Origin of the sequence: Ensifer adhaerens, from assembly GCF_002007205.1 — a bacterium.
Classification (GTDB): Bacteria; Pseudomonadota; Alphaproteobacteria; order Rhizobiales; family Rhizobiaceae; genus Ensifer; species Ensifer adhaerens_D.
Window position 1 is genome coordinate 246,256 of the sequence record NZ_LAZS01000009.1, and the last position, 24,906, is coordinate 271,161.

The 24,906-nt window shown below is 64.5% G+C and carries 22 protein-coding genes; 7 read left to right on the forward strand and 15 right to left on the reverse strand.

The genetic code is table 11. From position 1 onward, the window contains the following. Window positions 1-156: 156 nt before the first annotated feature. Complete coding sequence (locus XB14_RS21850) at window positions 157-1,197, forward strand: glutamine synthetase beta-grasp domain-containing protein (RefSeq protein ID WP_077963931.1); 1,041 nt, start codon at window positions 157-159, stop codon at window positions 1,195-1,197. Window positions 1,198-1,320: 123 nt separating this feature from the next. Here the strand turns inward: XB14_RS21850 and XB14_RS21855 are convergent, their stop codons facing one another. The 9 genes from XB14_RS21855 to XB14_RS21895 all read right to left on the reverse strand — a co-directional run bounded on the left by XB14_RS21855 (window position 1,321) and on the right by XB14_RS21895 (window position 9,834). Beyond that, window positions 1,321-2,220: an ABC transporter ATP-binding protein gene (locus XB14_RS21855; protein WP_077964073.1), complete on the reverse strand. Its 900-nt coding sequence runs from the start codon at window positions 2,218-2,220 to the stop codon at window positions 1,321-1,323. Window positions 2,221-2,225: 5 nt separating this feature from the next. Then, a complete protein-coding gene (locus XB14_RS21860) occupies window positions 2,226-3,029 on the reverse strand; it encodes an ABC transporter ATP-binding protein (protein ID WP_077963937.1) in 804 nt (267 codons plus the stop codon). Next, window positions 3,026-3,916 (reverse strand): ABC transporter permease, encoded by an 891-nt coding sequence (locus XB14_RS21865; RefSeq protein WP_034790082.1) that lies wholly within the window; start codon window positions 3,914-3,916, stop codon window positions 3,026-3,028. Before XB14_RS21865 ends, XB14_RS21860 begins: the two co-directional genes overlap by 4 nt. Before the next feature lies 1 nt (window position 3,917). After that, on the reverse strand, window positions 3,918-4,895 hold the full coding sequence (locus XB14_RS21870) for an ABC transporter permease (protein ID WP_077964074.1): 978 nt from the start codon (window positions 4,893-4,895) through the stop codon (window positions 3,918-3,920). A 189-nt stretch (window positions 4,896-5,084) separates the two neighbouring features. Further along, entirely contained in the window at window positions 5,085-6,734 is a 1,650-nt protein-coding gene (locus tag XB14_RS21875; RefSeq protein WP_077963939.1) for an ABC transporter substrate-binding protein, read from the reverse strand. 40 nt (window positions 6,735-6,774) lie between these two features. Then, complete coding sequence (locus tag XB14_RS21880; protein WP_077963941.1) at window positions 6,775-7,797, reverse strand: glycoside hydrolase family 3 N-terminal domain-containing protein; 1,023 nt, start codon at window positions 7,795-7,797, stop codon at window positions 6,775-6,777. A 22-nt stretch (window positions 7,798-7,819) separates the two neighbouring features. Continuing rightward, complete coding sequence (locus XB14_RS21885) at window positions 7,820-8,299, reverse strand: GNAT family N-acetyltransferase (RefSeq protein ID WP_077963943.1); 480 nt, start codon at window positions 8,297-8,299, stop codon at window positions 7,820-7,822. A 457-nt stretch (window positions 8,300-8,756) separates the two neighbouring features. Then, window positions 8,757-9,125, reverse strand: coding sequence for a YbaN family protein (locus XB14_RS21890; protein WP_179119639.1), 369 nt, complete (start codon window positions 9,123-9,125; stop codon window positions 8,757-8,759). A gap of 19 nt (window positions 9,126-9,144) precedes the next feature. Beyond that, window positions 9,145-9,834 carry a DUF2161 domain-containing phosphodiesterase gene (locus tag XB14_RS21895; protein WP_077963947.1) on the reverse strand — a complete coding sequence of 230 codons (690 nt, stop codon included), beginning with the start codon at window positions 9,832-9,834 and terminating at the stop codon, window positions 9,145-9,147. Between the two features lie 240 nt (window positions 9,835-10,074). On the opposite strand from XB14_RS21895, the gene XB14_RS21900 reads away from it, so the two are divergent. Next, window positions 10,075-11,427, forward strand: coding sequence for an NfeD family protein (locus tag XB14_RS21900; RefSeq protein WP_077963956.1), 1,353 nt, complete (start codon window positions 10,075-10,077; stop codon window positions 11,425-11,427). A gap of 53 nt (window positions 11,428-11,480) precedes the next feature. Further along, entirely contained in the window at window positions 11,481-12,266 is a 786-nt protein-coding gene (locus tag XB14_RS21905) for a slipin family protein (protein ID WP_077964075.1), read from the forward strand. On the opposite strand, the gene XB14_RS21910 is transcribed toward XB14_RS21905, so the two are convergent. The 5 genes from XB14_RS21910 to XB14_RS21930 all read right to left on the reverse strand — a co-directional run bounded on the left by XB14_RS21910 (window position 12,267) and on the right by XB14_RS21930 (window position 18,720). Beyond that, window positions 12,267-13,076, reverse strand: a complete 810-nt coding sequence (locus XB14_RS21910; RefSeq protein WP_077963969.1) for an inositol monophosphatase family protein — start codon at window positions 13,074-13,076, stop codon at window positions 12,267-12,269. A 34-nt stretch (window positions 13,077-13,110) separates the two neighbouring features. Further along, window positions 13,111-14,184, reverse strand: a complete 1,074-nt coding sequence (locus XB14_RS21915) for an ABC transporter ATP-binding protein (RefSeq protein ID WP_077963971.1) — start codon at window positions 14,182-14,184, stop codon at window positions 13,111-13,113. Then, window positions 14,181-16,418 (reverse strand): ABC transporter permease, encoded by a 2,238-nt coding sequence (locus tag XB14_RS21920; RefSeq protein ID WP_077963973.1) that lies wholly within the window; start codon window positions 16,416-16,418, stop codon window positions 14,181-14,183. The genes XB14_RS21915 and XB14_RS21920 overlap by 4 nt, the downstream gene beginning before the upstream one ends. 127 nt (window positions 16,419-16,545) lie before the next feature. Then, entirely contained in the window at window positions 16,546-17,571 is a 1,026-nt protein-coding gene (locus XB14_RS21925; RefSeq protein WP_077963975.1) for an ABC transporter substrate-binding protein, read from the reverse strand. A 126-nt stretch (window positions 17,572-17,697) separates the two neighbouring features. Continuing rightward, the gene (locus XB14_RS21930) at window positions 17,698-18,720 is read right to left on the reverse strand and encodes an ABC transporter substrate-binding protein (protein ID WP_234804107.1); all 1,023 of its coding nucleotides are present in this window, start codon (window positions 18,718-18,720) and stop codon (window positions 17,698-17,700) included. A 218-nt stretch (window positions 18,721-18,938) separates the two neighbouring features. Between XB14_RS21930 and XB14_RS21935 the strand changes: the two genes are divergently transcribed. Then, a complete protein-coding gene (locus XB14_RS21935; protein ID WP_077963977.1) occupies window positions 18,939-19,679 on the forward strand; it encodes a response regulator in 741 nt (246 codons plus the stop codon). Then, window positions 19,676-21,769, forward strand: coding sequence for a two-component system sensor histidine kinase NtrB (locus XB14_RS21940; RefSeq protein ID WP_077963980.1), 2,094 nt, complete (start codon window positions 19,676-19,678; stop codon window positions 21,767-21,769). The genes XB14_RS21935 and XB14_RS21940 overlap by 4 nt, the downstream gene beginning before the upstream one ends. 24 nt (window positions 21,770-21,793) lie before the next feature. On the opposite strand, the gene XB14_RS21945 is transcribed toward XB14_RS21940, so the two are convergent. Next, complete coding sequence (locus tag XB14_RS21945) at window positions 21,794-22,591, reverse strand: phosphatase PAP2 family protein (protein WP_077963982.1); 798 nt, start codon at window positions 22,589-22,591, stop codon at window positions 21,794-21,796. Window positions 22,592-22,973: 382 nt separating this feature from the next. Here XB14_RS21945 and XB14_RS21950 point away from each other — a divergent pair, with 382 nt between their 5' ends. Next, complete coding sequence (locus tag XB14_RS21950; RefSeq protein ID WP_077963984.1) at window positions 22,974-23,669, forward strand: response regulator; 696 nt, start codon at window positions 22,974-22,976, stop codon at window positions 23,667-23,669. Beyond that, the gene (locus tag XB14_RS21955; protein ID WP_077963986.1) at window positions 23,666-24,838 is read left to right on the forward strand and encodes an ATP-binding protein; all 1,173 of its coding nucleotides are present in this window, start codon (window positions 23,666-23,668) and stop codon (window positions 24,836-24,838) included. The genes XB14_RS21950 and XB14_RS21955 overlap by 4 nt, the downstream gene beginning before the upstream one ends. The last annotated feature ends 68 nt before the right edge of the window (window positions 24,839-24,906 follow it).

A 24,906-nucleotide genomic window follows, 5' to 3' on the forward strand; every position in this document is an offset into this window, starting at 1 on the left:
ACCTGCCTCTAATGACGCTTTTTTCTGGATTCTCGACGCTTAATCCGAGTTGGCACGATTAATGCTTCTTAATTGGCATCGGTCGTCGGGCAGCCAATCTGGATTGCCCAACCGCTTCGGAACCAAGCCATTCCTGGCGTCATGTGAGAGAACGAAATGACAAAGTTTAAGCTCGAATACATCTGGCTCGACGGTTACAAGCCCACCCCGAACCTGCGCGGCAAGACCCTGATCAAGGAATTCGACGCTTTTCCGCAGCTTGAGCAGCTGCCGCTTTGGGGCTTTGATGGTTCCTCGACGATGCAGGCCGAAGGCAGCAGCTCGGACTGCGTGCTGAAGCCGGTTGCCGTCTATCCGGATCCGGAGCGCAAGAACGGCGTTCTCGTCCTCTGCGAAGTCATGATGCCCGATGCCAAGACGCCGCATCCGACCAACACCCGCGCTTCGGTCCTCGATGACGACGGCGCCTGGTTCGGCTTCGAGCAGGAGTATTTCTTCTATCAGAACGGCCGCCCGCTCGGCTTCCCGGACGCCGGCTACCCCGCGCCGCAAGGTCCCTACTACTGTGGCGTCGGCTTCGGCAACGTCGGCGACGTGGCGCGCAAGATCGTCGAAGAGCACCTCGACATCTGCCTGGCTGCCGGCATCAACCATGAAGGCATCAACGCCGAAGTCGCCAAGGGCCAGTGGGAATTCCAGGTGTTCGGCAAGGGCTCGCGCAAGGCCGCCGACGAAATCTGGCTTGCCCGCTACCTGCTGCAGCGCCTGACGGAAAAGTACGGCATCGACGTCGAATACCACTGCAAGCCGCTCGGCGAAACCGACTGGAACGGCTCGGGCATGCACGCCAACTTCTCGACCGCCTATATGCGCGAAGTCGGCGGCAAGGAATACTTCGAAGAGCTGATGGCTGCTTTCGCCGAGGCTCGCGCCGATCACATCGCCGTCTACGGCCCGGACAACCACATGCGCCTGACCGGCAAGCACGAAACCGCTTCGATCCACCAGTTCAGCTATGGCGTGGCTGACCGTGGCGCGTCGATCCGCGTTCCGCACAGCTTCGTCAACAACGACTACAAGGGCTATCTCGAAGACCGCCGCCCGAACTCCAAGGGCGACCCCTACCAGATCGCCTCGCAGATCCTGAAGACGATTTCCAAGGTCCCGACCGACGTCGAAAAGCGCGAAGCCGCCTGATTTTCGAGCCCGGCGCGCGTGAGGGCGCCGGGCCAAATCGACGGGGTTGCGCTTTTCGCGACCAACAAAAAAACGCCCCGCGGTTTGCGGGGCGTTTTTTGTTTGACGCTATCGGCAGGCGGTTCAGGCCGCGCGCACGAAATGATCGGGCCCTACCTCGCGGACCGTCTCCTGCGTCGCGGCCGAGCGGCGGCGGGTTTCATCCGCTTCCGCGGAACTGACCTGCGCGTTCGGATCGTCGAAGCGGATGTCCGGATCGGGCACCGCCGAAAGCAGCAGCTTGGTATAGGGATGGGCCGGGTTGTCGATGACCTTGCCGGTGTTGCCCCATTCGACGATCTGGCCTGCATACATCACCGCGATATCCTCGGCGACATAGCGGGCGGTCGCGATGTCGTGGGTGATGTAGAGCAGGCCGAGGTTCATGTCGCGCTTCATTTCGCTCAAGAGATTGAGCACGCCGAGCCGCACGGAAACGTCGAGCATCGAGGTCGGCTCGTCGGCGACGATGACCTCGGGCTTGGCCGCGAGCGCCCGAGCGATGTTGACGCGCTGGCGCTGGCCGCCGGAGAGCTCGTGCGGGTACTTCGGCGCGACGATTTCAGGATCGAGCTTCACCTGCCGAAGCAGGGCCCTGATCTCTTCGTCGACCGCCGCACCCCTGATGTCAGCACGATGCAGCATCAGCGGCCGCTTCAGGTGGTAGGCGATGGTGTGGGCCGGATTGAGCGAAGCGAAGGGATCCTGGAAGATCATCTGAACCGAGCGGCGATAGTCGGCGATTTCCCTGGCACCGGCCGCGTCGACGGGCTTGCCCTTGTAGAGCAGCCGTCCTTCGCTCGGCTCGTATTCGCGCATGGCGATGCGGGCGCAGGTGGTCTTGCCGCTGCCGGACTCGCCGACCACGGCAAGTGCCCGCCCGGCATGCAGCGAGAACGAGATAGAACGCGCGGCGCGCACGGCGCCCGGGCCATTGCCGAAGGTCTTGCTGACCTTGTCGAGCGTCAGAATGGGTGCGGACATGCCGGTCATCGAAGAACGCCTCCGTGCAGCGAGGGGAAGGAGGCCCAGAGCTTTTTCGTGTAGTCGTGCTCCGGTGTCCGGTAGATGGCGTCGGCAGTGCCCTGTTCGACCAGCTTACCGCCGAGCATGATGCCGATGCGGTCGCAGAACTGCACCATCAGCCCAAGATCGTGGGTGATGAAGAGCACGGCAAAGCCGAGCTTGCGGCGGAGTTCGTTGATCCGCTGCAGGATTTCGCGCTGCACGACGACGTCGAGCGCCGTCGTTGGCTCGTCCATGACGATCAGCCGCGGATCGAGCGCCAGGCAGATGGCGATCACGATGCGCTGGCGCATGCCGCCGGAAAACTGATGCGGATAGTCGCGCATGCGGTCCGGCGAGATATCGACGAGCTTGAGCATCTCGGCGGTTCGGTCGCGCGCCTGCGCGCGGGTGATGCGCTTATGCGTCCTCAGCACGTCGTAGAACTGCTGCTCGATCCGCAGGACCGGGTTCAGCGAATTCATCGCGCTCTGGAACACCATCGCCACTTCGCGCCAGCGGAAGTCGGCGAGATCCCTCTGGTCGAGGTCGAGCACATTGCGGCCATCGAGCAGGATCGCGCTTTCCTTGCGGATCAGCGCCGGCGGCTTGTGCAGCCGGCTGATGGCAAAGGCGATCGTGCTCTTGCCGCAGCCGCTCTCGCCGGCAAGGCCGAAGACCTCGCCAGGGGCAACGTCGAAGCTGACATTGTCGACGGCGCGGAAGTCGTCGGTCTCCCCAATGTAGTCAATGGTCAGGTTCTTGACCGAAAGCAGAGGTGCGGTCACAGGCGGCCCTCCCCGGAGCGGATAAGGGCAGACCAGCGGCCGAGCCGGTTGCCGGTGCGAAGCCGCGGATTGGCGATCTCGTCGACGGCGAAGTTGAGCAGCGACAGGCCGATGCCGAGGAAGGCGAGTGCGAAGCACGGCGTCAGGATGTCCCACCAGGCGCCGACCGAAAGGGCAGACGCCTTCTGCGCCGCATAGAGCATCGTGCCCCAGGAAACGACCTTGGGATCGCCGAGGCCCAGGAACTCGAGCGTCGCCTGGGTGATGATCGCGAAGATCACACTGCCGATGAAGTTGATGCCGACGATAGAGATGAGGTTGGGGAAGATCTCGAAGGTCATGATGCGCCAGCGGGGCTCGCCCATCATCTCGGCGGACTTCACATAGTCCTTCTGTTTGACCGACAGCGTCTCTGCGCGGGTGACGCGGGCACCCCAGGCCCAGGACGTGCAGCCGAGAATGAGCGCGATGACCCACGGGCTTGCCTGGCCGATGAAGGCGGCGAGCACGAGCAGCAGCGGCAGGTTCGGCACGACCAGCACCATGTTGGTGAAGAAGCTGATGACCTCGTCGATCTTGCCGCCGCGATAGCCGGCGATGATGCCGAGTGCTGTGCCAACAATGGTGATGAGAAGCCCGGCGCCGAAGCCGACGGCGAGCGACGTGCGTGCGCCGTAGATGAGGCGGGCGAAGACGTCCTGGCCGATACGGGTGGTACCGAGCCAGTGCTCGAGCGACGGTGACTGATGCGGCCGTCCGACGCGCGCGCCCGGGTCATAGGAGGTCAACAAGGGGGCTGCGATCGCGACAGCCAAGATGAATGCTACGATCAGCGCCCCGACCATGGCCTTGCGGTTGTGGATGAGCGGAAAGGAGGAGGTCTTCATATCACGCCCTCTTCAGTCGCGGGTCGAGCAGCACGTAGCTGACATCGACGACGAAATTGGCGATGAGCATGGTGGCGGTCATGATCAAGAGCTGTCCCTGGATGACGGGGTAATCGCGGGCGAGGATCGCCTGGTAGAGGATGTTGCCGAGGCCGGGATAGTTGAACACCACCTCGGTGACCAGCGAACCGCCGAGCACCGTGCCGATGGCGATGGCAAGGCTCGATACGGTCGGCAGCAGCGCGTTGCGGGCGGCATACCAGAGCATAACGCGGCTGTCGGACAGCCCCTTGGCGCGGGCCATGACGATGTAGTCCTCGCCGAGCAGGTTGATCATGTTGTTGCGCATGGTCACAGCGAAGCCGCCGGTCAGGACGGCGCAGAGCGTCAGCATCGGCAGGATGCCGTGATAGAGCACGCTGCCGAGATATTCGAAGGTGAAGGCCGGATCGAGCGCCGGGTCGGCGGAGTAGCCGGTCGGGAACCAGCCGAGCGTGAAGCCGAAGGTGAAGACGACGATCAGCGAAGTGACGACGGCCGGCACCGACGTGGCAAAGATCGCGCCGACGGAAACGATGACGTCGAAGAGGCTGCCGCGCCGCCAGGCGGCGAGAATGCCGAGGAAGGTGCCGAGCGCGAAGCTGACGATGGTGGCCGTGCCCATCAGGCCGACGGTCCAGATCAGCGCATTGCCGAGCACTGTCGTCACCGGCAGTGGGAAATATTTGATCGAGCGGCCGAGGTCGCCGCTGAAGATGCTGCCGAGATAGGTGAGGTACTGCTGCCAGAGCGGGCCGTCGACGAAGCCGAAGGTGAGTTTCAGGGCCTGCAGGCTTTCGGGCGGCAACTCGGCGCCGGCGCTCGAAAACATGATCTGCACCGGGTCGCCGGGCATCAGCCGCGGCAGGAAGAAGTTGATCGTCGCCGCCGCGACGAAGGCCGCCAGGTAGAAGCAGAGGCGGCGTAGCAGAAAGGCCATCGGGAACTCCATCGACTGCGGCCGCCGCAGAGGGCGTCAGGCGGCAGGGCTGTCTTCTTGTCAGATCGTCTTCAGGGCAGGCCCCAGGACGACCGGGTGGCGGACGAAGGCCGGCCGCCACAGTTGCCGGATCACGACATGGTGCCCTCGCGGAACATCGTCTGCGAGGGCACCATGCCTGCGATCGCGTTACTTCACCGGTTCAAGCGCCAGCAGGTGCAGGAGACGCGCCGGGTTGTTGCGGGTGATCGACGGATTGACGAAGGGGTTTTCCGCCGTCGCCCAGCCCTTGAAGCGCTTGGTGTTGTACTGGTACCAGTTCGGGTTGTTGAACACCGGCATCATGGGCATGTTTTCGGCGACGATGCGCTGCGCCTTGTTCATCGCTTCCTTCTGCTTGGCAGGGTCGGCGGTCTGGGTGAACTCGGTCAGAAGCGCTTCGACTTCCGGGCTGAACCAGCGCTGCGAGGTAAAGCGGGTCTTGCCCTTGTCCGATGCGCTGAAGGCGCGCTTGTAGGGGTAGTAGGGCGAGGCCGATGCCGGCAGGCTGTTGATCGCCGCGTCGAAGGTGCCGTTGATCAGGTTGCCGGTCCAGACGGCTTCCTCCGGCGTTTCGATCTTGGCATCGAGGCCGACGGCCTGCAGGCCCTCGACGGCGATCGTCACCGTGTCGATCCAGTCGGTCCAGGAGCTCGGTACGATGATCGAGAAGGAGATCTTGCTGCCGTCCGGATTGTCACGGAAGCCGTCGCCGTCCTTGTCGGCATAGCCGGCCTCGTCGAGCAGCGCCTTGGCGGCATCCGCGTCGTACTTGCCGTATTTCCCGAAATCGGCGGCGACCGACGGATCGGCCCAACTCTTGTAGAGTTCGCCCATGCCGGCCGGATCTTCGTTGAGCGTCGGATAGCCGTAGCCGGCGACGTCGACCATGGTGCCGCGGTCAAGCGCCATCGAGGCAGCGCGCCGGAACTTCACGTCGTTGAAGGCCTTGCGGTTGTTTTCGTTCGCGGTTTCCTGGTTGAACAGGAAGGCGACCATGCTGCTCGGCGAATACCAGAAGTGGAAGTGCTCCGGATCCTTGGCGACATAGACGTTCTCGATGTCGGGGATGAAGGAAACGCCCCAGTCGAGCGTGCCCGACGCGGTCGCCGTCAGGATCTGGTTGTTGTCGGCCAGCTGCGGGAAGCGCACGCAGTCGACCTTGAGCGTTGCCGCGTCCCAATAGTGCGGGTTGCGGCACTGGTCGTAGGTCTGGCCGGTGAAGCGCGGGATTTCGGTCAGCGGACCGCTGCCGACGGGCGTCTCGTTGGCGAAGGTGACCGGCTCGCCGATGTCCTTCCAGACATGCTCGGGCACGATCGGCAGCTGCGCCAGCTGCTCGGCGGCAAGCGAGCTCGGATTGGCGAGCGTGAAGCGGACGGTCTCACCGTCAACGGCTTCGACGCCGGTGATGAAGGTCCAGATGCTGACGAAGTCGAGCGCCGGGAACTTCTTCAGGTAGTCGTAGGTGAACTTGACATCGGCCGCCGTCAGCGGCTTGCCGTCCGACCATTTCAGGTTCGGGCGGAGCTTGAACTCGATCGACTTCAGGTCGTCCGCAAGCTTGAAGCTTTCCGCCAGACGGAAGACCGGCTTGTTGCCGTCGAAGCGGTTGAAGACGACCAGCGGCTCGTAGATGAAGTCGAGCGTGCTCTGGCGCGCGGACGTCTGGTTGAACGGGTTGAAGTTGCGAACCCAGGTGGTCGCCGGTTCGATATTGGCAGTCAGCACGGACTGTGCGGCGGCCGGACCGGCGATGAGGGCGAGCGCGGTGGCGGCGCCGAGAAGCGATTTTTTCACGGTAGTTCCCCTTTTAGATCGCTAGGATTTCTTGTTTCGGTCAGGCGACGAGGGCGCTGTTGAAAATGTCCTCGACCTCGGCATGGGCTGCGCGCACGTCGACCTTCAGCGTGCCGAGGCGCGCCTTGCCTGCCGCGATGCGTTTCTGGGCGGCTTCAGTCAGCGGCCTTGCGGCCTTGGCTGCCGCTTCGCTTTCCGCGAGCGTGCCGTGGCTGTGCAGCGCAATGTCGGAACCGGCATCGAGCACCTGGCGAACGCGTTCCGGCAGTGTGCCGCGCAGCGATTCCATGAAGATGCAGTCGGAGACGAGCACGCCGTCGTAACCCATGTTGTTGCGGATGACGTCGTGCATGACCGGCGAGATCGACGCCGGCAGATCCTTGTCGAAAGCCGAGTAGACGACGTGCGCTACCATGGCCCAGGGCGTGTCGCGCAACGCGACGAAGGGCTTGAAGTCGGTGGAGGTCAGCAATTCGCGCGAGGCGTCGACGACCGGGCGCTCCTTGTGCGAATCGCGCGTCGCGCGGCCATGGCCGGGGATGTGCTTCATGACAGGCATGTTGCCGGTTTCGAGCAGGCCGTCGACCACTTCGCGGCCGAGCGCTGCGATGAAGTCTGGATCGGCGCCGAACGAACGGGCGCCGATGACCGAACTCGTCGTCGAAAAGACGAGGTCGAGCACCGGCGAGCAGCCGCTTGAAAGACCCAGTTCCGTCATCATCGTGCCCATGGCCTGGCTCGACAGGCGCAGCGCCTTCTTGCCGAGGGCAAAATCGTGGCGGGCGAGCTCGGCGAATTCGCCGAAGGAGCGGAACAGCGGCCAGGGACCGGCATCGAGGTGCTGGACGCGGCCGCCCTCCTGGTCGGTGAAAACAGGGGCGTCTTCGCGGCCGACCGCTTCGCGGAAGCGTTCGATCAGAACCTTCGCCTGGTGCGGATCACGCAGGTTGCGGCGGCCGACGAAGAGGCCGAGCGGGTTGGTTTCGCGGAACAGGGCGAACTCGTCGTCCGAAAGCGTAGGGTTCGGAAGGCCGACAAAAAGGGCGAGGGGTGTCGAGGACATTGGGAGGCTCCGATACTGAGAATTACTTGGAAGGGCGACGCAGCATGCCCTGGTAGATCCCCTTGTCCGGGGCGGGAATCGGCACGGCGCCGACGGTCTTTGCGTAGAAATCGACGGGGCCGGCATCGCCGATGAAGGCATAGGCGTGGCCAAGCGTCTTCATGGTGTCGAGGCAGCCGGAAAGCAGGGCGACGCCGATGCCTTTGCCGCGGGTTGCGGGATCGACGCCGGTCGGGCCGAAGAAGCCGGGGGCGGTCGTGTCGTAGCAGGCGAAGCCGACGAGCTTGCCGTCATCAACCGCGATAAGACAGGCGACGGGCCTGCGCGTGAAGGCGACAGTCACCTCGCTCGCCCAGTTCTCGCTGAAATTCTCCCGCACCCAGTCGACGACCAGGCCCATTTCCGGCGGCAAGGCCGGACGGATCGTCACCTTGTCGGTTTCGGTTCTTCGCTTGAGTTCACCGAGGATCGGCGCGTACAAGCTCACCAGCATGTCAGGCATGTGCTCCTCCACATATTCCTTTATTAAGGAATTGCTGCCTTTGTAATGCAATAGATGGAGCCAACGGGACTGGCTTGTCAATCGCCAATCGTCAGATTTGGGGGTCTATCTGCGTTTCGCAGGTCCGTGTGAAGGCCGCCGAAACGTTTCCACGGCCGTTCTCGGTGTGTGAAACCACTGCACGTTGCGTGGTCGCGGGTCGGGTACGGGGGAAAACGGCCGGGCAAACGCGCGAGCAGGTGCGCGGCTGCGGAAATTGCACATTTGTACAACTTTGTTCTTGAGTTGTTCGAAGTATATTTTGATTTACAAAAACACTAACTGTCGATGGATGCGCTTATAGCGTGTGCCGGCCGAGAATATTTCGACTATTTCGCGCGCGATCAAGTATTACTTGAGAATAAAAGTATCGTTTCCCGCTTGGGCGAGCCTGGTTTTCTGGCCCCGTGCCGACCGGCTATTCCGCCGGGCGCGTCAGGATGAAGAGGGCGGGCAGCGCCATCGCGCCTGCGACCATCGCGGCGAGCAAGAGGCTGGGATTGCCGAAGAAGAGAAAGAGGCCGAAGCTTGCGGCCATCAGGCTCACGGCGCCGGTCTTGGCCCGGCGGGAGATCGCCCCCTTTTCACGCCACAGCCGCAAGGATGCCCCGAAGACGCGGTGGTTGAGCAGCCATTGCTCCAGCCGCGGCGAGGCGCGGGCAAAGAGCCCGGCCGCCAGCAGCAGGAACGGCGTTGTCGGCAGGATCGGAAGGAAGACGCCGATGACGCCGAGACCGACCATCAACCATGCGAGGCAAAGGTAGAGAAGGCGAAGCGCGGGGTTCACCGGATGGCTCCAGGCTGCGTCATGCTTCGGATGCCTCGACGGCTGTAACCGTTGCCACCTCGAGCGGCGGCCAGCGGCGAAGCGCCTCGGCGCCCTGTTGCGACAGCGCATAGACGCCGCGATCGACCCGGTCGAACCAGCCGTAGACGTTGCTGAGCAGGATTTTGGCCGCATCCGGCGCGACGGGGCGCAGGTCGCGCGGTCGTTGCTGGCCCGCTTGCAACGCGGCGGCGCAGGCAAGCGCCTGCTGCCGATAGGCGGTCATGATCGGCGTGCGGGTGGCACCACCTGCGGTCGGATCGCCCTTGCGGCGGCGGTGCTCGCTGATCAGGCGCCCCCGTTTCCTGTTGTTCTTGCGCGGCATCACTGCGGAAGCCGCGAGAATGACGTCGACCAGGCCGTTGTCGGCGACCGAAAGCATGCCGAACCCGAGCCGGCGGCAGAGATCGCGGAAGCGCCGGTCGCTTTCCCGTCCCTTGCCCTTGGTCGAGACACGAGCGGCGACCCACACCTCGTCGCCGGCGGTGGCGCGGTCGACCGCCTGAAGGATCAGTTCGAGATTGAAGCTCAGCTTCAGTTCGCACACGACCACCAGCGGCGGTTCGTCGTCGCTGAGCGCGACGATGTCACATCCGCCGATCTCGCCCTTGACGCTATAGCCGCGGGTTTCGAGGAAGTTCTTGATCGGCTGATAGAGGGTCGTCTCCAAACCTGTGGATCCTGTTCTGGTCGAAATCGCGGAGGCTCAAGCAGTGACGTATCATTGCGAAAAGGAAACTAGCAGATAACCCCGATCGCCGGACTTGTCATCACGTCGCAGCAAGACCGTGTTGCCGCGAGGATGCTGCCGAGGCAGTAGCAGCCCTCGCTTCGTCCAAACCTTGTGTTGTGCTATTATGCCGTGAGAGCGCTTCCTTGGAGGTGCCGGCATGCGAGGCTTTGACGACGGATGTTGCGAACCCTCACGCTGTTGTTTTTGTTGATCTTGTCCTTCGCGTTTCCAGCTTCGCCGCGGGCCGAAAACGATCGGGTCGCCTTGGTTTTGCATGTCAACGGCGCCATCGGCCCAGCGACCGCTGAATATGTCAAGCGCGGGCTGACGAAGGCGGAAGAGCGCCGCCTTCCGCTGGTGGTCCTGCAGATGGATACGCCGGGCGGTCTCGACACTTCGATGCGCGAGATCATCCGCGCGATCCTTGCATCCCCCGTGCCCGTTGCGAGCTATGTCGCGCCGAGCGGCGCGCGGGCGGCGAGCGCCGGCACCTATATCCTCTATGCCAGCCACGTGGCCGCCATGGCGCCGGGAACGAACCTCGGTGCCGCGACGCCGATCGCGATCGGCGGCGACATGTTCGGTCAGGGCAAGGACGGCGATGCCGGCAAGGACGCCGACAAACAACCGGCGGCGCGGAGCGCTGCCGAGGCGAAGCTCGTCAATGATGCCGTCGCCTACATCCGTGGGCTGGCCGAATTGCGCGGGCGCAATGCCGACTGGGCCGAAAAGGCGGTGCGCGAGGCCGCAAGCCTCTCGGCCGAAGCTGCGGTCCGGGAGAAGGTCGTCGATTTCACCGCGGCCGATGTCGCCGACCTCCTGAAACAGGCGCACGGCCGGACGGTACGCGTCGGACAGCAGGAGGTTGCGCTCGATACGGCGGGGCTAGCCGTCGAGGATTTCGTACCGGACTGGCGCACCCGGCTGCTGTCGGTGATCACCGATCCCAATATTGCGGTCATCCTGATGATGATCGGAATTTACGGCCTGATTTTCGAGTTCCTGTCTCCGGGCTCGGTAGCGCCAGGCACCATTGGCGGCATCTGCCTGCTGCTCGGGCTCTATGCGCTTTCGGTGCTGCCCGTCAGCTACGCCGGCATCGGGCTGATCCTGCTTGGGATCGGATTGATGGTCGCCGAGGCGCATTCGCCAACCTTCGGCGTGCTCGGCGCCGGCGGCAGCGTGGCACTGGTTCTGGGTGCCGCCATCCTCTTCGACACGGATACGCCGGGGCTGCAGGTCTCCTGGTCCGTGCTGGCGGCGCTCGCTGTCGCCAGCCTCGCTTTCAGCCTGCTGGTCGCGCGCCTCGCCTTCAGCTCGCGCCACCATGCGGTGGTGACCGGCGGCGAACAGATGATCGGCCTTGCCGGCAAGGTCGAGAGCTGGACGGGGCCGGCCGGCTACGTGATTGCCCACGGCGAACGCTGGCAGGCCGTCAGCACGGAAATGCTGTCGAAGGGTGAGGATGTAAAGGTCATCGGGCGGAACGGACTGACGCTCGAAGTGATCCGCGACGGGCAGAAGGTATAGCGCCGCGGATCCGGTGGGGCCGCCACGGAAGCGCCCTGAATGGAGGAATGATCATGGACATGTTCGGGAGCCTTGCTCCTTTTGCCGCGTTGCTGGTGCTCGTCATTCTCGTCATCGCCTACTCGATCCGCATTCTGCGCGAATACGAACGCGGCGTGATCTTCACGCTCGGCCGCTTCACCGGGGTCAAGGGGCCGGGCCTGATCCTCCTCGTGCCCTATGTTCAGCAGATGGTGCGGGTCGATCTCAGGACCCGGGTGCTGGATGTGCCGAGCCAGGACGTCATCTCCCATGACAACGTGTCCGTCCGGGTCAGCGCCGTCATCTATTTCCGGGTGATCGATGCGGAAAAATCGACGATCCAGGTCGAGGACTTCATGATGGCGACCAGCCAGCTGGCGCAGACCACCCTGCGCTCGGTGCTCGGCAAACATGATCTCGACGAGATGCTGGCCGAGCGCGACCGGCTGAACGAGGATATCCAGAAGATCCTCGACAGCCAGACGGACGCCTGGGGCATCAAGGTCGCGACCGTCGAAATCAAGCATGTCGACATCAATGAGAGCATGATCCGCGCCATCGCCCGCCAGGCCGAGGCCGAGCGCGAGCGGCGCGCCAAGGTGATCAATGCCGAGGGCGAGCAGCAGGCGGCCGCCAAGCTGCTGGAGGCCGCCGAGATCCTCGCCCGGCAGCCTCAGGCAATGCAGTTGCGTTATCTGAGCACCCTCAACGTTATTGCCGGCGAGAAGAACTCGACGATTGTCTTCCCGTTCCCGATGGAGATCGGCGGGCTGTTCGGGCTGAAGACCGACAAGCCCACCGGTGAGCCGCAGGGTTGATCAGGCCGCCTTGTCGAGCCTGGCGACTTTCAGCAGATCGTCGACAGCACCGGGTGCAGCCGCCACGACCGGCGCCCACTCGCTGAGAGCCGCGCCGCGCGCCGGGAACGGCAAGGTCCAGCCGCCGGCTTCGTTCACCAGGCAATAGCCGCCGAGGCAATCCCAGGCATGCATGTAAGGCTCGTAGTAGCCGACGAGCCGGCCGGCGGCGACGTAGGCGATCATCAGCGCGCCGGAGCCGTTGCGCATGAAGTTGCCGCCGTTCGAAAGCAGGCGCTCGACGATCGCGCCCATCTCGCCGGGTTTTACCTGGTCGTTGGCGCCGAGCCCGGTGACGGCGTTGCGGATCGTGCGCGAGCCATCGAGACGAAGCGGCTTGCCGTTCAGCGTCGCGCCCCGGCCGGTTGCAGCGGCATAGATTTCCTGGTGGCAGGGCGAGTGGATCACGCCGATAACGGGTTTCTCCGCATAGACCACCGCAATCGAGACGCACCAGTTTGGCATGCCGTTGACGAAGGGCGTGGTGCCGTCGATCGGATCGAGCACCCAGGTGAAGCCGGATGTGCCGTCGAGAAGTCCATGCTCCTCTCCGAGCACGCCATCGTCCGGATACGCGGCCGCGATTTTGTCGCGGATCAACGTCTCGACGTTGCGGTCGGCGATCGACACGACGTCGTGGGCGTCGCGCTTGGTTTCGATGACGAGCGTTTCCCGCTTCAGGAAGTAATCGTAGGCGAGCCGGCCGGCCTCCTCGGCCATGGATTTGGCAAGCGCGAACCGGGCGTCGAGGCCGGCAATTTCAGCAGTCATGCAAGGTGTCCTTTTCGTACTCAGCTTTAAAAAGTCATGCGTCAATCAAAGCCAGACCGCGGTGGCGAAAACCGATCGCGACCTCTGTTGCCGGAGATAACATGTCCTCGACTGCCTGATCGACAACAAACAGGAGGCCGGTCGCCGTCTCGACCTCGTATTCGACGTGGCCACCGAGATAGGCGGCGCTGCTGATCGTGCCGGATAGGGCAGCACCCTTGGCCGGCGTCAGGGTGATCGCGTTGGGCCGCACCGCCAGCTTCGAAGGTCCGGGCCGGGCGCTCTTCGACGGCAGCCGATGCTCGAAGCCGCCGATCCGGATCGTCGCCTGACCGGCTTCGGCGGCCGTGATCTCGCAAGGCAGCACATTGGCTTCGCCCATGAAGTCGGCGATGAAGGTGGAGGCCGGCGCCTCGTAGAGGTCGCGCGGTGCGCCTTGCTGCGCGATTGCGCCGTCCTTCATGACGATGATGCGGTCGGAAACGGCAAGCGCCTCGTCCTGGTCGTGGGTGACGTAGACGGCGGTGAAGCCGAGCCGTTGCTGCAACTCGCGAATTTCCGTGCGCACTTTGCGGCGCAGCCGCGCGTCGAGGTTCGACAGCGGTTCGTCGAGCAGAAGCACCTGCGGCTCGAGCACCAGCGCCCGGGCAACGGCGACGCGTTGCTGCTGGCCGCCCGAGAGCTCGGCTGGAAGCCGCTGGCCGAGGCCGCCGAGACCGACGAGCTGCAGGCCCTCTTCAGCGCGCTCGCGCGCTTCCTTCTTCTTGATCCCGGAGGATTCAAGGCCATAGGCGACATTGTCGAGCGCCGACATGTGCGGGAAGAGCGCATAGGACTGGAACACCATCGAGACGTCACGCTCGTTGGCCGGCAGCATGGTGACGTCCTTGCCGCCGATCAGGATCCGGCCGGCGGATGGATGTTCGAGGCCGGCCAGCATGCGCAGCGTCGTCGTCTTGCCGCAGCCCGAGGGCCCAAGCAGGGTGACCAGCGTGCCGGGTTCGATGGTCAGCGACAGGTCATGGATGGCGGTGAAGGCACCGAACTGCTTGCGCACGTTCTCAAAGACGACCGAACCGGTTCGCGGGGTGTTCGTGGGAGTGCTCATGCGGTTTTCTCCTGGGAGATGGTGGTGGCGGCCGGGCGGGCGGGTGCGGCACTGAGGACGCGGTTTTCCCGCCGCAGCCGGCGCTCGCCGACGAGAAGTTGCAGGCCGGTGATGACGGTGATCATCACCAGGATGAGGGCGGAGGAGTAGGCAATCGCGACGCCGAACTCGCCGTTCTCGACAAGGCCGACGATATAGGCGGTGGCCATGTTGTACTCGGCGCTGACGAGGAAGACGACGGCGCTGATCGAGGTGATCGCCCGGACGAAGGAGTAGACGAGTGCCGCGACGATCGCCGGACGCAGGAGCGGTAGAATGACCTTGCGCAAGGTGCGGAAGCTCGTTGCCCGAAGCGTCAGCGACGCCTCGTCGAGGCTCTTGTCGAGCTGGCTCATCGCCGCGATGCCGCCGCGCACGCCGACCGGCATGTTGCGGAAGACGAAGCAGGCGACGAGGATCAGCGCCGTGCCGGTCATTTCGAGCGGCGGCAGGTTGAAGGCGATGATGTAGCTGATGCCGATGACGGTGCCGGGAATGGCAAAGCTCAGCATCAGCGCGAACTCGAAGACATCACGGCCGGCGAAACGCTGGCGCACGATCAGATAGGCCGTCAGCAACCCGACCATAGCCGTCAGTGGTGCTGCGATCAGCGAGATCTCCATGGTCGTCCAGAAGGAGTTCCAGGCAACACCCGTCCAGGCGATTGCGCCGTCGGCAAACGAGATCGAGAAGGCCTTGGCGTAGTGGTCGAGCGTCAGCGAGTTGTCGAGACCCCAGGTCTTCACGAAGCCGCCGAAGAGGATCATGCCGTAAACGACGACGGTGAAGATCATCCAGGGAATGACGATGGCGTGGACGCCGATCGAAATGGAGCGTGGCAGCGCGCTGTGGGCACCGGAGTCGCCCTTGCCGGTCACGGTCGAATAGTTCTTGCCGGCAAGCCAGTAGCGTTGGGCGAGGAAGGCCGAAAGCGTGAAGCAGAGCAGGATGATGGCGAGCACGGCCGCACGGGACGGATCGTTCTGCGCGCCGACGACGGCGAAGAAGATTTCGGTCGAGAGCACGCCATGGCTGCCGCCGAGCACCAGCGGATTGCCGAAATCGGCCATGCTTTCGATGAAGCCGATGAGGAAAGCGTTGGCGAGACCGGGCTTCATCAATGGCAGAGAGACGGTCCAGAAGGTGCGCCAGCGGTCGGCGCGGAGCGTTTGAGACGCCTCTTCCATCGACGGGCTGACGCCTTCGACGACGCCGATCAGCACGAGGAAGGAGATCGGGGTGAAGGAAAGGACCTGGGCGATCCAGATGCCGGTCAGGCCATAAAGCCAGCGTCCGGGTTCGACGCCGAAGGCATCGGAGAGAAACTCGGTGATGACGCCGGCGCGGCCGAAAAGCAGCGTCAGCGCCAGGCCGATGACGAAGGGCGGGGTGATGATCGGCAGCACCGTCAAAAGCCGCATGCCCTTCTTGAAGGGGAAGCGCGTGCGGGTCGCGACGAGCGCGAAGGCGAGGCCGAGCAGCGTCGAGCCGGACGCCGTCATCAGCGCCAACCACAGGGTGCGCCAGGCGACGCCGCAGCGGCCTTCGCCGACGACGCAGCTCAGGCTCCAGATCGAGGCGTCCTGGATGTTGCGGATGAAACCGTCAGGCTTGAACGAGCCGTCGAAATCCTGAACGGAGGCGGCGAACATGCTGCCGACCGGATAGAAGACGAAGACGATGACGAGGGTGACGAGCAGGGAAATTGCCGCGACGATGAAGGCGTCGCCCTTGAGCACGCCGCGCTCCGCAAGCCCGAAAGCGAACATGAGGACGAAGGCCAGAGCAGACAGCACAGCACCGGCGCCCATCGACGGCTGACCGTCCGAGAGCGGACCGAACAGGGTCTCGCTGATCGTCCAGGTCCAGCCGGAAAAACCGATCGCCAGCCCTTGCAGGGCGAGATAGAGCACGCCCGTTGCGCCAGCGACGGCGAGCAGAAGCCCGCGGCGTTCCGGGTCCCGGACAAAGCGCGCAGCCGCGCAGATGCTAAGCAGCGCTAGCGCGATGACCAGCCACGGCCGGCCAAGGGCGAAAATCTGCATCAGGCCGGGGGCGACGGCCGGGTTGGATGGGAAATCGGCCAGCCAGCCGAGCCCGAAGAAACCACCTTCGATGCGGTACCAGGGGACAGCCAAGAATGCGGCCAGCCCGAGCCCGAGCGTGAGGTCGAGCCTGCGGTTGCGATGTTCCATGACGGTCCTCGCGTGAAATGAGATGAAAATGGATTGCCGTTGCGCCGCCCCGATCAAGAATCGGAGCTGGCGATCGGACGTTCATGCCGGGGTGCCGGCCGGAATTTCCGGCCAGCTGATCCTGCTATCAGTTGGCGCTGGCGCCGACTTCGCGATCCCAGCGCTCGAGCAGCGACTTGCGCTTCTCGGCGTCGCCGAAAGTGGCGAAATCGTAGTCGATCAGCTTGATGTCCTCGAAGCGCGGCGCTTCCTTCGGCACCTCGGCCGACTTGTTGGACGGCAGCTGGAAGGACTTGGCGTCCTTCATGCGCGATTGCACTTCCGGCTTTAGCGCCCAGTCGTACCAGGCCTTGGCGCTGTCGAGGTTCTTGGCGCCGCGCACGATCGACATCGAGCCGATCTCGTAGCCGGTGCCTTCGCAGGGCGCGATCGATTTGATCGGGAAGCCTTCGGCGGTCTGTGCCACCGCGTCATGCATGAAGACGATACCGAGACCGGCCTCGCCGCGTGCAGCGGCCTTCACCGGTGCAGAGCCCGACTTTGTGTACTGCGCGATGTTCCCGTTGAGCTTCTTCAGATAGTCGAAGGCCTGGTCTTCGCCCATGATCTGGACGAGCGAGGCGAGCGCGGTATAGGCGGTGCCGGACGAGTTCGGGTTGGCCATCTGGATCTCGCCCTTGAGCGAGGCGTCGAGCAGGTCGGCCCAGCACTTCGGTTCCTTCAGGCCCTTCTTCTGGAAGATTTCGGTGTTGTAGCCCCAGCCGAGCGCGCCGGCATAGACGCCGACGGTGCGGTAACCCGAGCCTTCCGCCTGCTTCTTCGCCCAATCCTGAAGCTGGTCCAGCATCGGCGACTTGTATTCGAGCGTCAGCCCGTCGGAAGCTGCCTGCAGATGCGGGTCGCCGGTGCCCGCCCACCAGATGTCGGTCTTCGGATTGCGGGCTTCGGCGCGGATCTTCGCATAGGTTTCGCCCGAGGACAGGCGGACCATGTTGACCTTGATGCCGGTTTCCTTCTGGAAATCGCCGGTCATCTGTTCGCAGATCACCACGTCTGCCGAGCAGATGAGGTTGAGGCTGCCGGCAGCCTGGACGGGCAGGGCGGCAAGTGCCGTGCCTGCAAAGAGTATGAGGGAAAGCGTCGTTGTTTTCATTGGGGCATCCTCCTGTTGCCTGTTTGAAACTTGGGCGTGAACGGGCATGGCGCGGCCATCGGCCTGCCCGCCGGCGGCACGTTCACGATTTCGGATTTGCGGGTCTTCTAGCGTCCTGCAGAGCGCTCAGTTCGTCGCGGCGATCTCCGCATCGAACCGTTTGAGCAATCGACTTCGTTCGTCCGGCGAACCGAAGGTGGCGAAGTCGAAATCGACCATTTTGATCAACGAGATGTCGGGCGCCCCAGGCGGCAACTCCGCGCGGGCGTTGGATGGGACCTGGTTCTGGCCGGCGGCGGCACCCGTGGCCTGGCCTTCCGGTGTGAGCGCGAAATCGACGAAGCTTTTTGCGTTTTCCAGATGGCGCGCGCCCCTGACGATGCTGACGGCGCCGATTTCGTAGCCGGTTCCCTCGCACGGTGCGACGATGACGAGCGGCGAGCCGGCCTGCTTTTGCGTGACCGCGTCGTGCATGAAGGAAATGCCGATCAGGGTTTCCCCGCGCGCTGCCGCCTTGACCGGCGCCGAGCCGGCCGTGGTGTACTGGTCGATGTTGCGGTTGAGTGCCGCCATGAACCGGAAAGCCTCGTCTTCGCCGAAGAGTTGCACCAGCGTCGCAAGCGTGGTGAAGGCGGTCCCCGACGAGTTCGGGTTACCGCTGCGGACACGGCCGCGATAGGCGCTGTCGGCGAGATCCTTCCAGCAGGTCGGTGCCGGCAGCTTCGTCGCACGCAGAAGGTCTGAATTGTAGGCAAAGCCGAGGGCGCCTGCATAAATGCCCGCCGAGCGGCCGCCGGAAATGGCGAAGAAATTCTGCGCCCAGGGCAGCATGTCGCGTTCGTGCGCCGGCCGGTAGGGTTCGAGCAGGTTTTCCGATCCCGCCTGCAGATGGGTGTCGCCGGTCCCGCCCCACCACACATCGACCGTCGGGGCGTCCTTTTCGGCGCGGATCTGGGTGAGGATATCGCCGTTGCTCTTTCGGGTCATGGCGACCTCGATGCCCGACTTTGCCTCGAAGGCGGCCTTCATCGTCGCGCACCACGCCTCGTCGACACCGCACAAAACGGTGAGCGCCGGTGCCGTCATGCCTGACGTGGCGGCGCACAGCCACAGGGCCACGCCCGCGCCGAAAGCGGTGATGCCTCTCACGATGTCCTCCCATTTGGAGCGCTGCCGCCCCAATCTCCGCAATCAGGATGTCGGCATTCCCTGCCGGTCGCAACCCGTAGAATGGTTACCGTTCTTACAACCCCGGTGCGGCTTTACTGCTTCAAGATTACAAAGATTACAAATGTGACAATGCGAATAACGCGAGCCGCTTTGATCATTGCGCCAGCCCCGCCTATGATGGCAGCGGGAGGACGTGCATGCTGAGTGAGAGAATACGGATTCTGATCGTCGAAGACGATCCGGACATGGCGGAGCTTGTTTCCGATCTGGTGGAGGCCGAGGGCTGGATGCCGCTGACGGCGCCTTCGGCGGAGGCGGCCGCCGTCGTCCTCGAACGGGAGACGGTGCACCTGGTGCTCGTCGACCACAACCTGCCTGGAACATCGGGCCGGACCTTTGCGCAGAGACTACGGGCGCGCACCAATATCGGCATCGTCATGGTCACGGCGGCAGGCAGTGCCGCCGACCGGGTGCTGGGACTGGAGACGGCTGCCGACGATTATGTCGTGAAGCCCTTCGAGCCGATCGAGTTGACGGCCCGGATCAAGGCCGTGCTTCGACGGACCTATCCGTCGCTGAAGCCGGAGCGGGAGACCGAGCGCGCGCACGAGCCCGCCGCGCTGAAGCTCGGCGACTGGTCGATCGACCTCAAGAGCCGGCGTGCAGTCTGCCTTTCCGATGCGACCCGATCGCTCACCAGCGCCGAGTTCGCGCTGCTCGAAATCCTCGCGGAAACGCCGAATGCGCCGGTCAGCCGCGCCCATATCCTCGACCGGCTGGGGGCCGAAAGCGATCGCTACATAGACCGCAACGTCGACGTGCTCGTGCTCCGGCTGCGGCGCAAGATCGAGCGCAATCCGGATCTTCCGCGCCACATCAAGACGCGGCGCGGCAAGGGCTATGTGCTGGATACCGACGACGGCGAGGCCCGGCCGTGATCAGCCGCCCGTTCCTTTCGTCGATCGCCTTCCGCCTGCCTTTCGCGATCGTCTTCATCTGCGTCCTCGTTTTCAGCCTGGCAACGGTTGCCGTGTTCGGCCTGCAAAGGGCGCGCGACGAAATGGCGGCCTATGGGCTGCAAGCCTTTTCCAGCCTCGCCAGGGCCTCCCTGGTTTCGCGCCAGGTTTCCGATCTCGTGTCCAGCGCGCCGTTCCTGATGAACGCGACCTCGCCCTATCGGGTGTCGAGCGAAAGCCGTTCCGTCGTGGCGCAGGTCGATGTCCTGCTGCAGACCATGGCGCCGGAGGACGGCAAGACGGCGGTCGAGGGCTTTGCCAGCGCCCACATCGTCGAACTGCTGGAGGCGATCCGCACGCAGACGGTGACACTCGCCGCCGACGCGGATTCGGCCCAGCAATACAAGGCCGATGCGGCAGCAGCCCTCGGAGAGATCGCCACCGGCAACGGCATCGCCGACGCCGAGGTCCGCCAGAGCCTCAATGCGATCGTGCAATCGGCATCCAATTCCGACAGCCTGTTCCAGCTTGGCGAACTGCGTCGCCGCTACGTTGCCGTCACGACGCCGCGGCTGGCACCTGCCGAACCGGATGCCCGGATTTCGGCTGCCGAGCTTACGCCCTATGAGCGGGTCTTCGAGGCGCAGACCCACTATCTTCTGGAAATGTTCGCCATCCGCGCCGCGGTTGCGCGGCTGCACACCGTGTCGCGCGATCTTTCGCACGCGACGGAAACACAAAGCGACGCGGTTGCCCGCGGGCTCAACGAGGATCTCGCCTCGACCTCCGATGCGCTGAGCCGCCTGCTCGTTATCGTTGCCGTCTCCGCGCTGCTTGTGCTCGTCATGGCGATCTTCTCCATCCGCTCCGTCATGCGGGTTTCGCGCGGGATCGTGTCGCTCTCCAAGGGCATGAACGCACTGGCGCAGGGGCGCCGCGATGTCGATACGCCGAGCTACAAGGGGACGGAAACGGAATTCCTGCGGCTGCTCGAGGCCTTCAGCGCGTTCCGCGAAAGCGTCGAGCGCGTATCGCGGCTCCGCCGCACGGCCGAGGCGGCGGCGCGCACGATTCGCTCGACCTTCCGCAACATGAACGAGGGCATCGCGCTCTTCGATCCCGGCGGCAGGCCGATCACGATGAACCGGCGCGTCATGGAGCTCGTCGGCTGGCCAGGTTCGGCGCGAAAGCTGCCGCTGCGCCGTTTCGTCAGCCCGATGCCGGAGATCGACCCGTTGCTCTTGCCTGCCGATCGGGACGCGGGATCGCTCGACGACAGGCTCGTGCTGCGTCATCGGGCCGGCATGGGTCGGGTAACGGAAGTCTCGCTGTCGCGGCAGCCGGACCGCGGCATCGTGTTGCTGGCGCGGGACGTGACGGAAATCGACCGGCAGGAGGCCGAGGCGGCCAAGGCGCAGCGGCTGGACGGGATCATGCGCATGACGCACCAGGTCAGCCACGAGGTCGGCAACATGATCGGCATCATCACCGGGAGCCTGGGGCTGCTGGAGCGCGAAACGGGCTTCAGCGATCGGCAGAAACGTCACATCGCCCGCATCCGCAAGGCGGCCGATCGCGGTCGCTCGCTTGCCTCGAGCATGTTGTCCGTCGGCAGCCAGCACCCGTTGCAGCCGGGCGCGCTCGAAATCGGCGCGGTGCTGCGCGGCATGGCCGACGTCTTGGAAATCGCCGTCGGCGAAAAATGTCGGCTGGTCTTCGAGATCGCCGACGGTTTGCCCAACGTGCATCTCGATGCCGCCCTTTTCGAGCAGGCGATCCTCAATCTCTGCCTCAACGCCGCCGCGGCGATGCCGCTCGGCGGCACGATCCTGATCCGCGCTGGCAGCGTTGAGGCCGATGTCGTCGTTTCCGTCACTGATACGGGGATCGGCATGTCGCCGGAAGCGGTGGACAAGGCGTTCGAACCCTATTTCACCACCCGTGACGAGGAAGGTGGCGCCGGCCTCGGTCTCGCCGTCGTCTACGGCTTCGTCCGGCAAAGCGGCGGCGATGCCCGCCTTCTTTCGCAGCCGGGGCGCGGAACGACCGTCGAGCTGGTCTTTCCGCGCTGAGCCGGCGACCGCTTCTTAAGCGGTTTATGGCGTCCTTCGGCGCGAGAGGCGCAGCACGGCGGCATCGATCCGTTCGCCGTTGTCGGCAAACACGGCCCAGAGCCACGCCATCAACCACAGCATCAGGCACCACGCAAGCACGACATCGGACAGGAAGTGCGCGCCGAAGACGATCCGGTTCAGCGAAAAGGCGAGGACCAGGGGCGCGAGCGCAATGATCGCCGTCCGCCGCCATTGAGCGGGCAGAAGCAGCGCGAGCGCCACGAGAGCGATCGCAGTTGCGGACTCGCCTGACGCAAAGGAGCAGCTGCGCGCGCAGGCGTCGGAGACCTGCCAGGCCGGCGTGAAGGGCAGGCTGCCGCCGAAATCCGTGATCTCATTGGGGCGCGCACGTCCGATCAGCCGCTTCAGCGCCTGAATGAGGAGTCCCGGACCGAGGGCGAAGAAGGTCAGGAAAAACAGCGCTTTGTGCGGGCGGAGCAGCCATGGCCGGGGTGCTAGGGCCTGCACGACCAGAAGCGCCAGCACGCAAGGCAGAATGAACATCGGCAAGATACGGTTGAAATCGCGAAGGGCCCGCAGCGCCGGCTCGCGCGAGAGCGGGAAGTCGCCGGTTGAGAAAGCGGCCCAGCGCGAGACGGCAAGATCGATGCCGGGAAAGGCCATGAAGACGAAAGCCGCGCAGATGGTGAGCGTGCCGGTGGCGGCGATCGGCTGGTGTTCAAGGCGGGCGCGCGCCTGCCCAGGCCAGAGGCGGGGGTTGGCGCGCAGCCATCGGTTGCTGCTTGAAGAGGTTGCCGTGGATGGATAAAAGCTGGACATGCCGGTCGCTCGCAAATTGTCGGGGTGTGCGGGCCGGACACTTGCGCCGCTCTGTCAAGGCCGCGTGGAGGAATTGGGAGCGCTTGACGCGCATGAGCGGGCGGCTGGGAGATGCGCCTTCTGGTTGACTGCGCACATTGAGAGGCGTGCGATGTTTTGCGCCCCGCAACGACCGTTTCGGCATCCTGCCAGTGGCGGAGTTCGCCGTTTCGCCGGTTGCGGGGCCCGTCCGTCGCCAATTGTCAAGAAACGGCGAAGATTTGTCCGGGGCTCTATCCGGAGCGTCGGTCAAGCGGCCATCGCGCCGTGCGGATGAATTGCAACGCGGCTTCATTCGTCTCATAAGCTGCTGATCACAACGTCACGCCCAAGGAGTTAGTACATGGTCGATAAGGGTCTCATTCTTCTGGCGGAGGACGAGCCGGAGATTGCGCAGATCCTGGACGCCTATCTCGTGCGCGACGGTTTCCGCACGGTGCGTGCCGCCGATGGCGAGACGGCGCTGACCCATCATGCGGTGTTGTCGCCGGACCTGGTGCTGCTGGATGTTCGCATGCCGAAGCTCGATGGTTTCGAAGTGCTCGCCCGCCTCAGGCGCGAGGGCAACACGCCGGTCATCATGACCACGGCACTGGCAGAGGACCTCGATCGGCTGACCGGGCTGAGGCTCGGCGCCGATGATTACGTGGTCAAGCCGTTCAATCCGCAGGAGGTGGTGGCGCGCGTCAACGCGGTGCTGCGCCGCACCCGCGCCGGCGCCGGCGCCACCGTGCTTCGCTTCGAGAAAGTCGAAGTCGATCTCGACGCCCATGTCGCCTTCGTCGAAAAGGGCGGCAAGCGGCAATCGGTGCCGCTGACCCTCAGCGAATTCCGAATTCTCGCCCACATGATCCGCCGGCCGACGCATGCCTTCGACCGTGCCGATATCCTCGACGCCTGCCTGCCCGACAGCGATGCGCTGGCTCGCACGGTCGACACCCACATCGCCAACCTCAGACGCAAGCTGGAGGACCTCGGTGCCTGCGGGTTCTTCAGCGCGGTGCGTGGGGTTGGTTATCGCTTCGTGGAGCCGAGATGAAAGCCAGTCTGTCGCGCCTTCCGCTGGGTATCCTGACCGCCTTCGTGATCGTCGTCCTGCTCGTCTTCAGCGTCGTCATCGTTTACGGCGGCGTGAACTCCATGGAGGGGCAGTTGGAGGCCCGGATGCTGGAGAGGATGCCGGAAAATGCGGCTCAGGCGTACAGGGATCTCAATAGCGGCAAGGTGCCGACGCCGGACGCGCTGCAGGCCTTGCTGGCCAGCACGAAAGAGCTTGAGGAGTGGGGGAACTGGGAAGTCGACAAGCTCATTCTCGGCTTCGGGGGTATCGCCGTCGCCTTCTGCGGGCTCGTCGGCTACTGGCTGGCACGCAAGATCAGCCGCCCGCTTGAGGTGCTGGCAAGGGCGACACAGGACCTCAGGGCCGGCGACTTTGCGGTGCGTGTCGGCTCGATCCGCAAGGGGGCCAAGGAGGTGGCTACTCTCGTGAAAACATTTGATGAACTGGCGGCCGAGCTTGAAAGCATGGAAAGCAGGCTGCGCTTCAACACGATGGCCGTGGCGCACGAGTTGCGAACGCCACTGACGATCCTTCAGGGCAATCTCCAGGGCATGGCCGACGGCGTCTTCCCGCTGGAGCAGGAGCGGGTGCGGCAACTGCTGCTGCAGGTGGAGGGGCTTTCCGCCTTGGTGGAGGATCTGCGCACCCTGTCGCTCGCCGCCGGCCAGAAGCTGGTCACCCAGCGCCAGCCCGTGGATCTTGCCGTCGAGGCGACCCAGGTCCTCGGAGCTTCGCGGGCCTTGCTCGGCTCCGTCGGCATGTCGGTGGAACTGGCGCTTCAGCCGGTTCGAATTTCCGGGGATTCGCAGCGCCTGCGCCAGGCACTTCTGGCGCTGATCGAAAATGCGACCCGTTATGCGGCAAGCGGCGGCGTCTTGCGCTGCGAAACCGGGCGGCGAGGCGCCGACGAGGCTTTTGTCCGGATACTGGACCGCGGCCCCGGCCTTCCGGACGATGTCTCGACCTATTCGATCGACCTGTTCTGGCGCGGCGACGCCTCGCGGTCGCGCGCAACGGGCGGTACCGGCCTCGGCCTTTCCGTGGTCCAGGCGATCGCGAAGGCGCATAGCGGGCGGCTGGAGTTTGCGTCGCGCGCCGGCGGCGGGGCCGTGATCACACTCGTCCTGCCGCGGGAAACCGCCGCCTGAATGCCTTGCGCGGCCGCCTCGGCGCCCACGTTCCCGTCCGTGCCGGCGGGACGAATGATTGCTCCGTC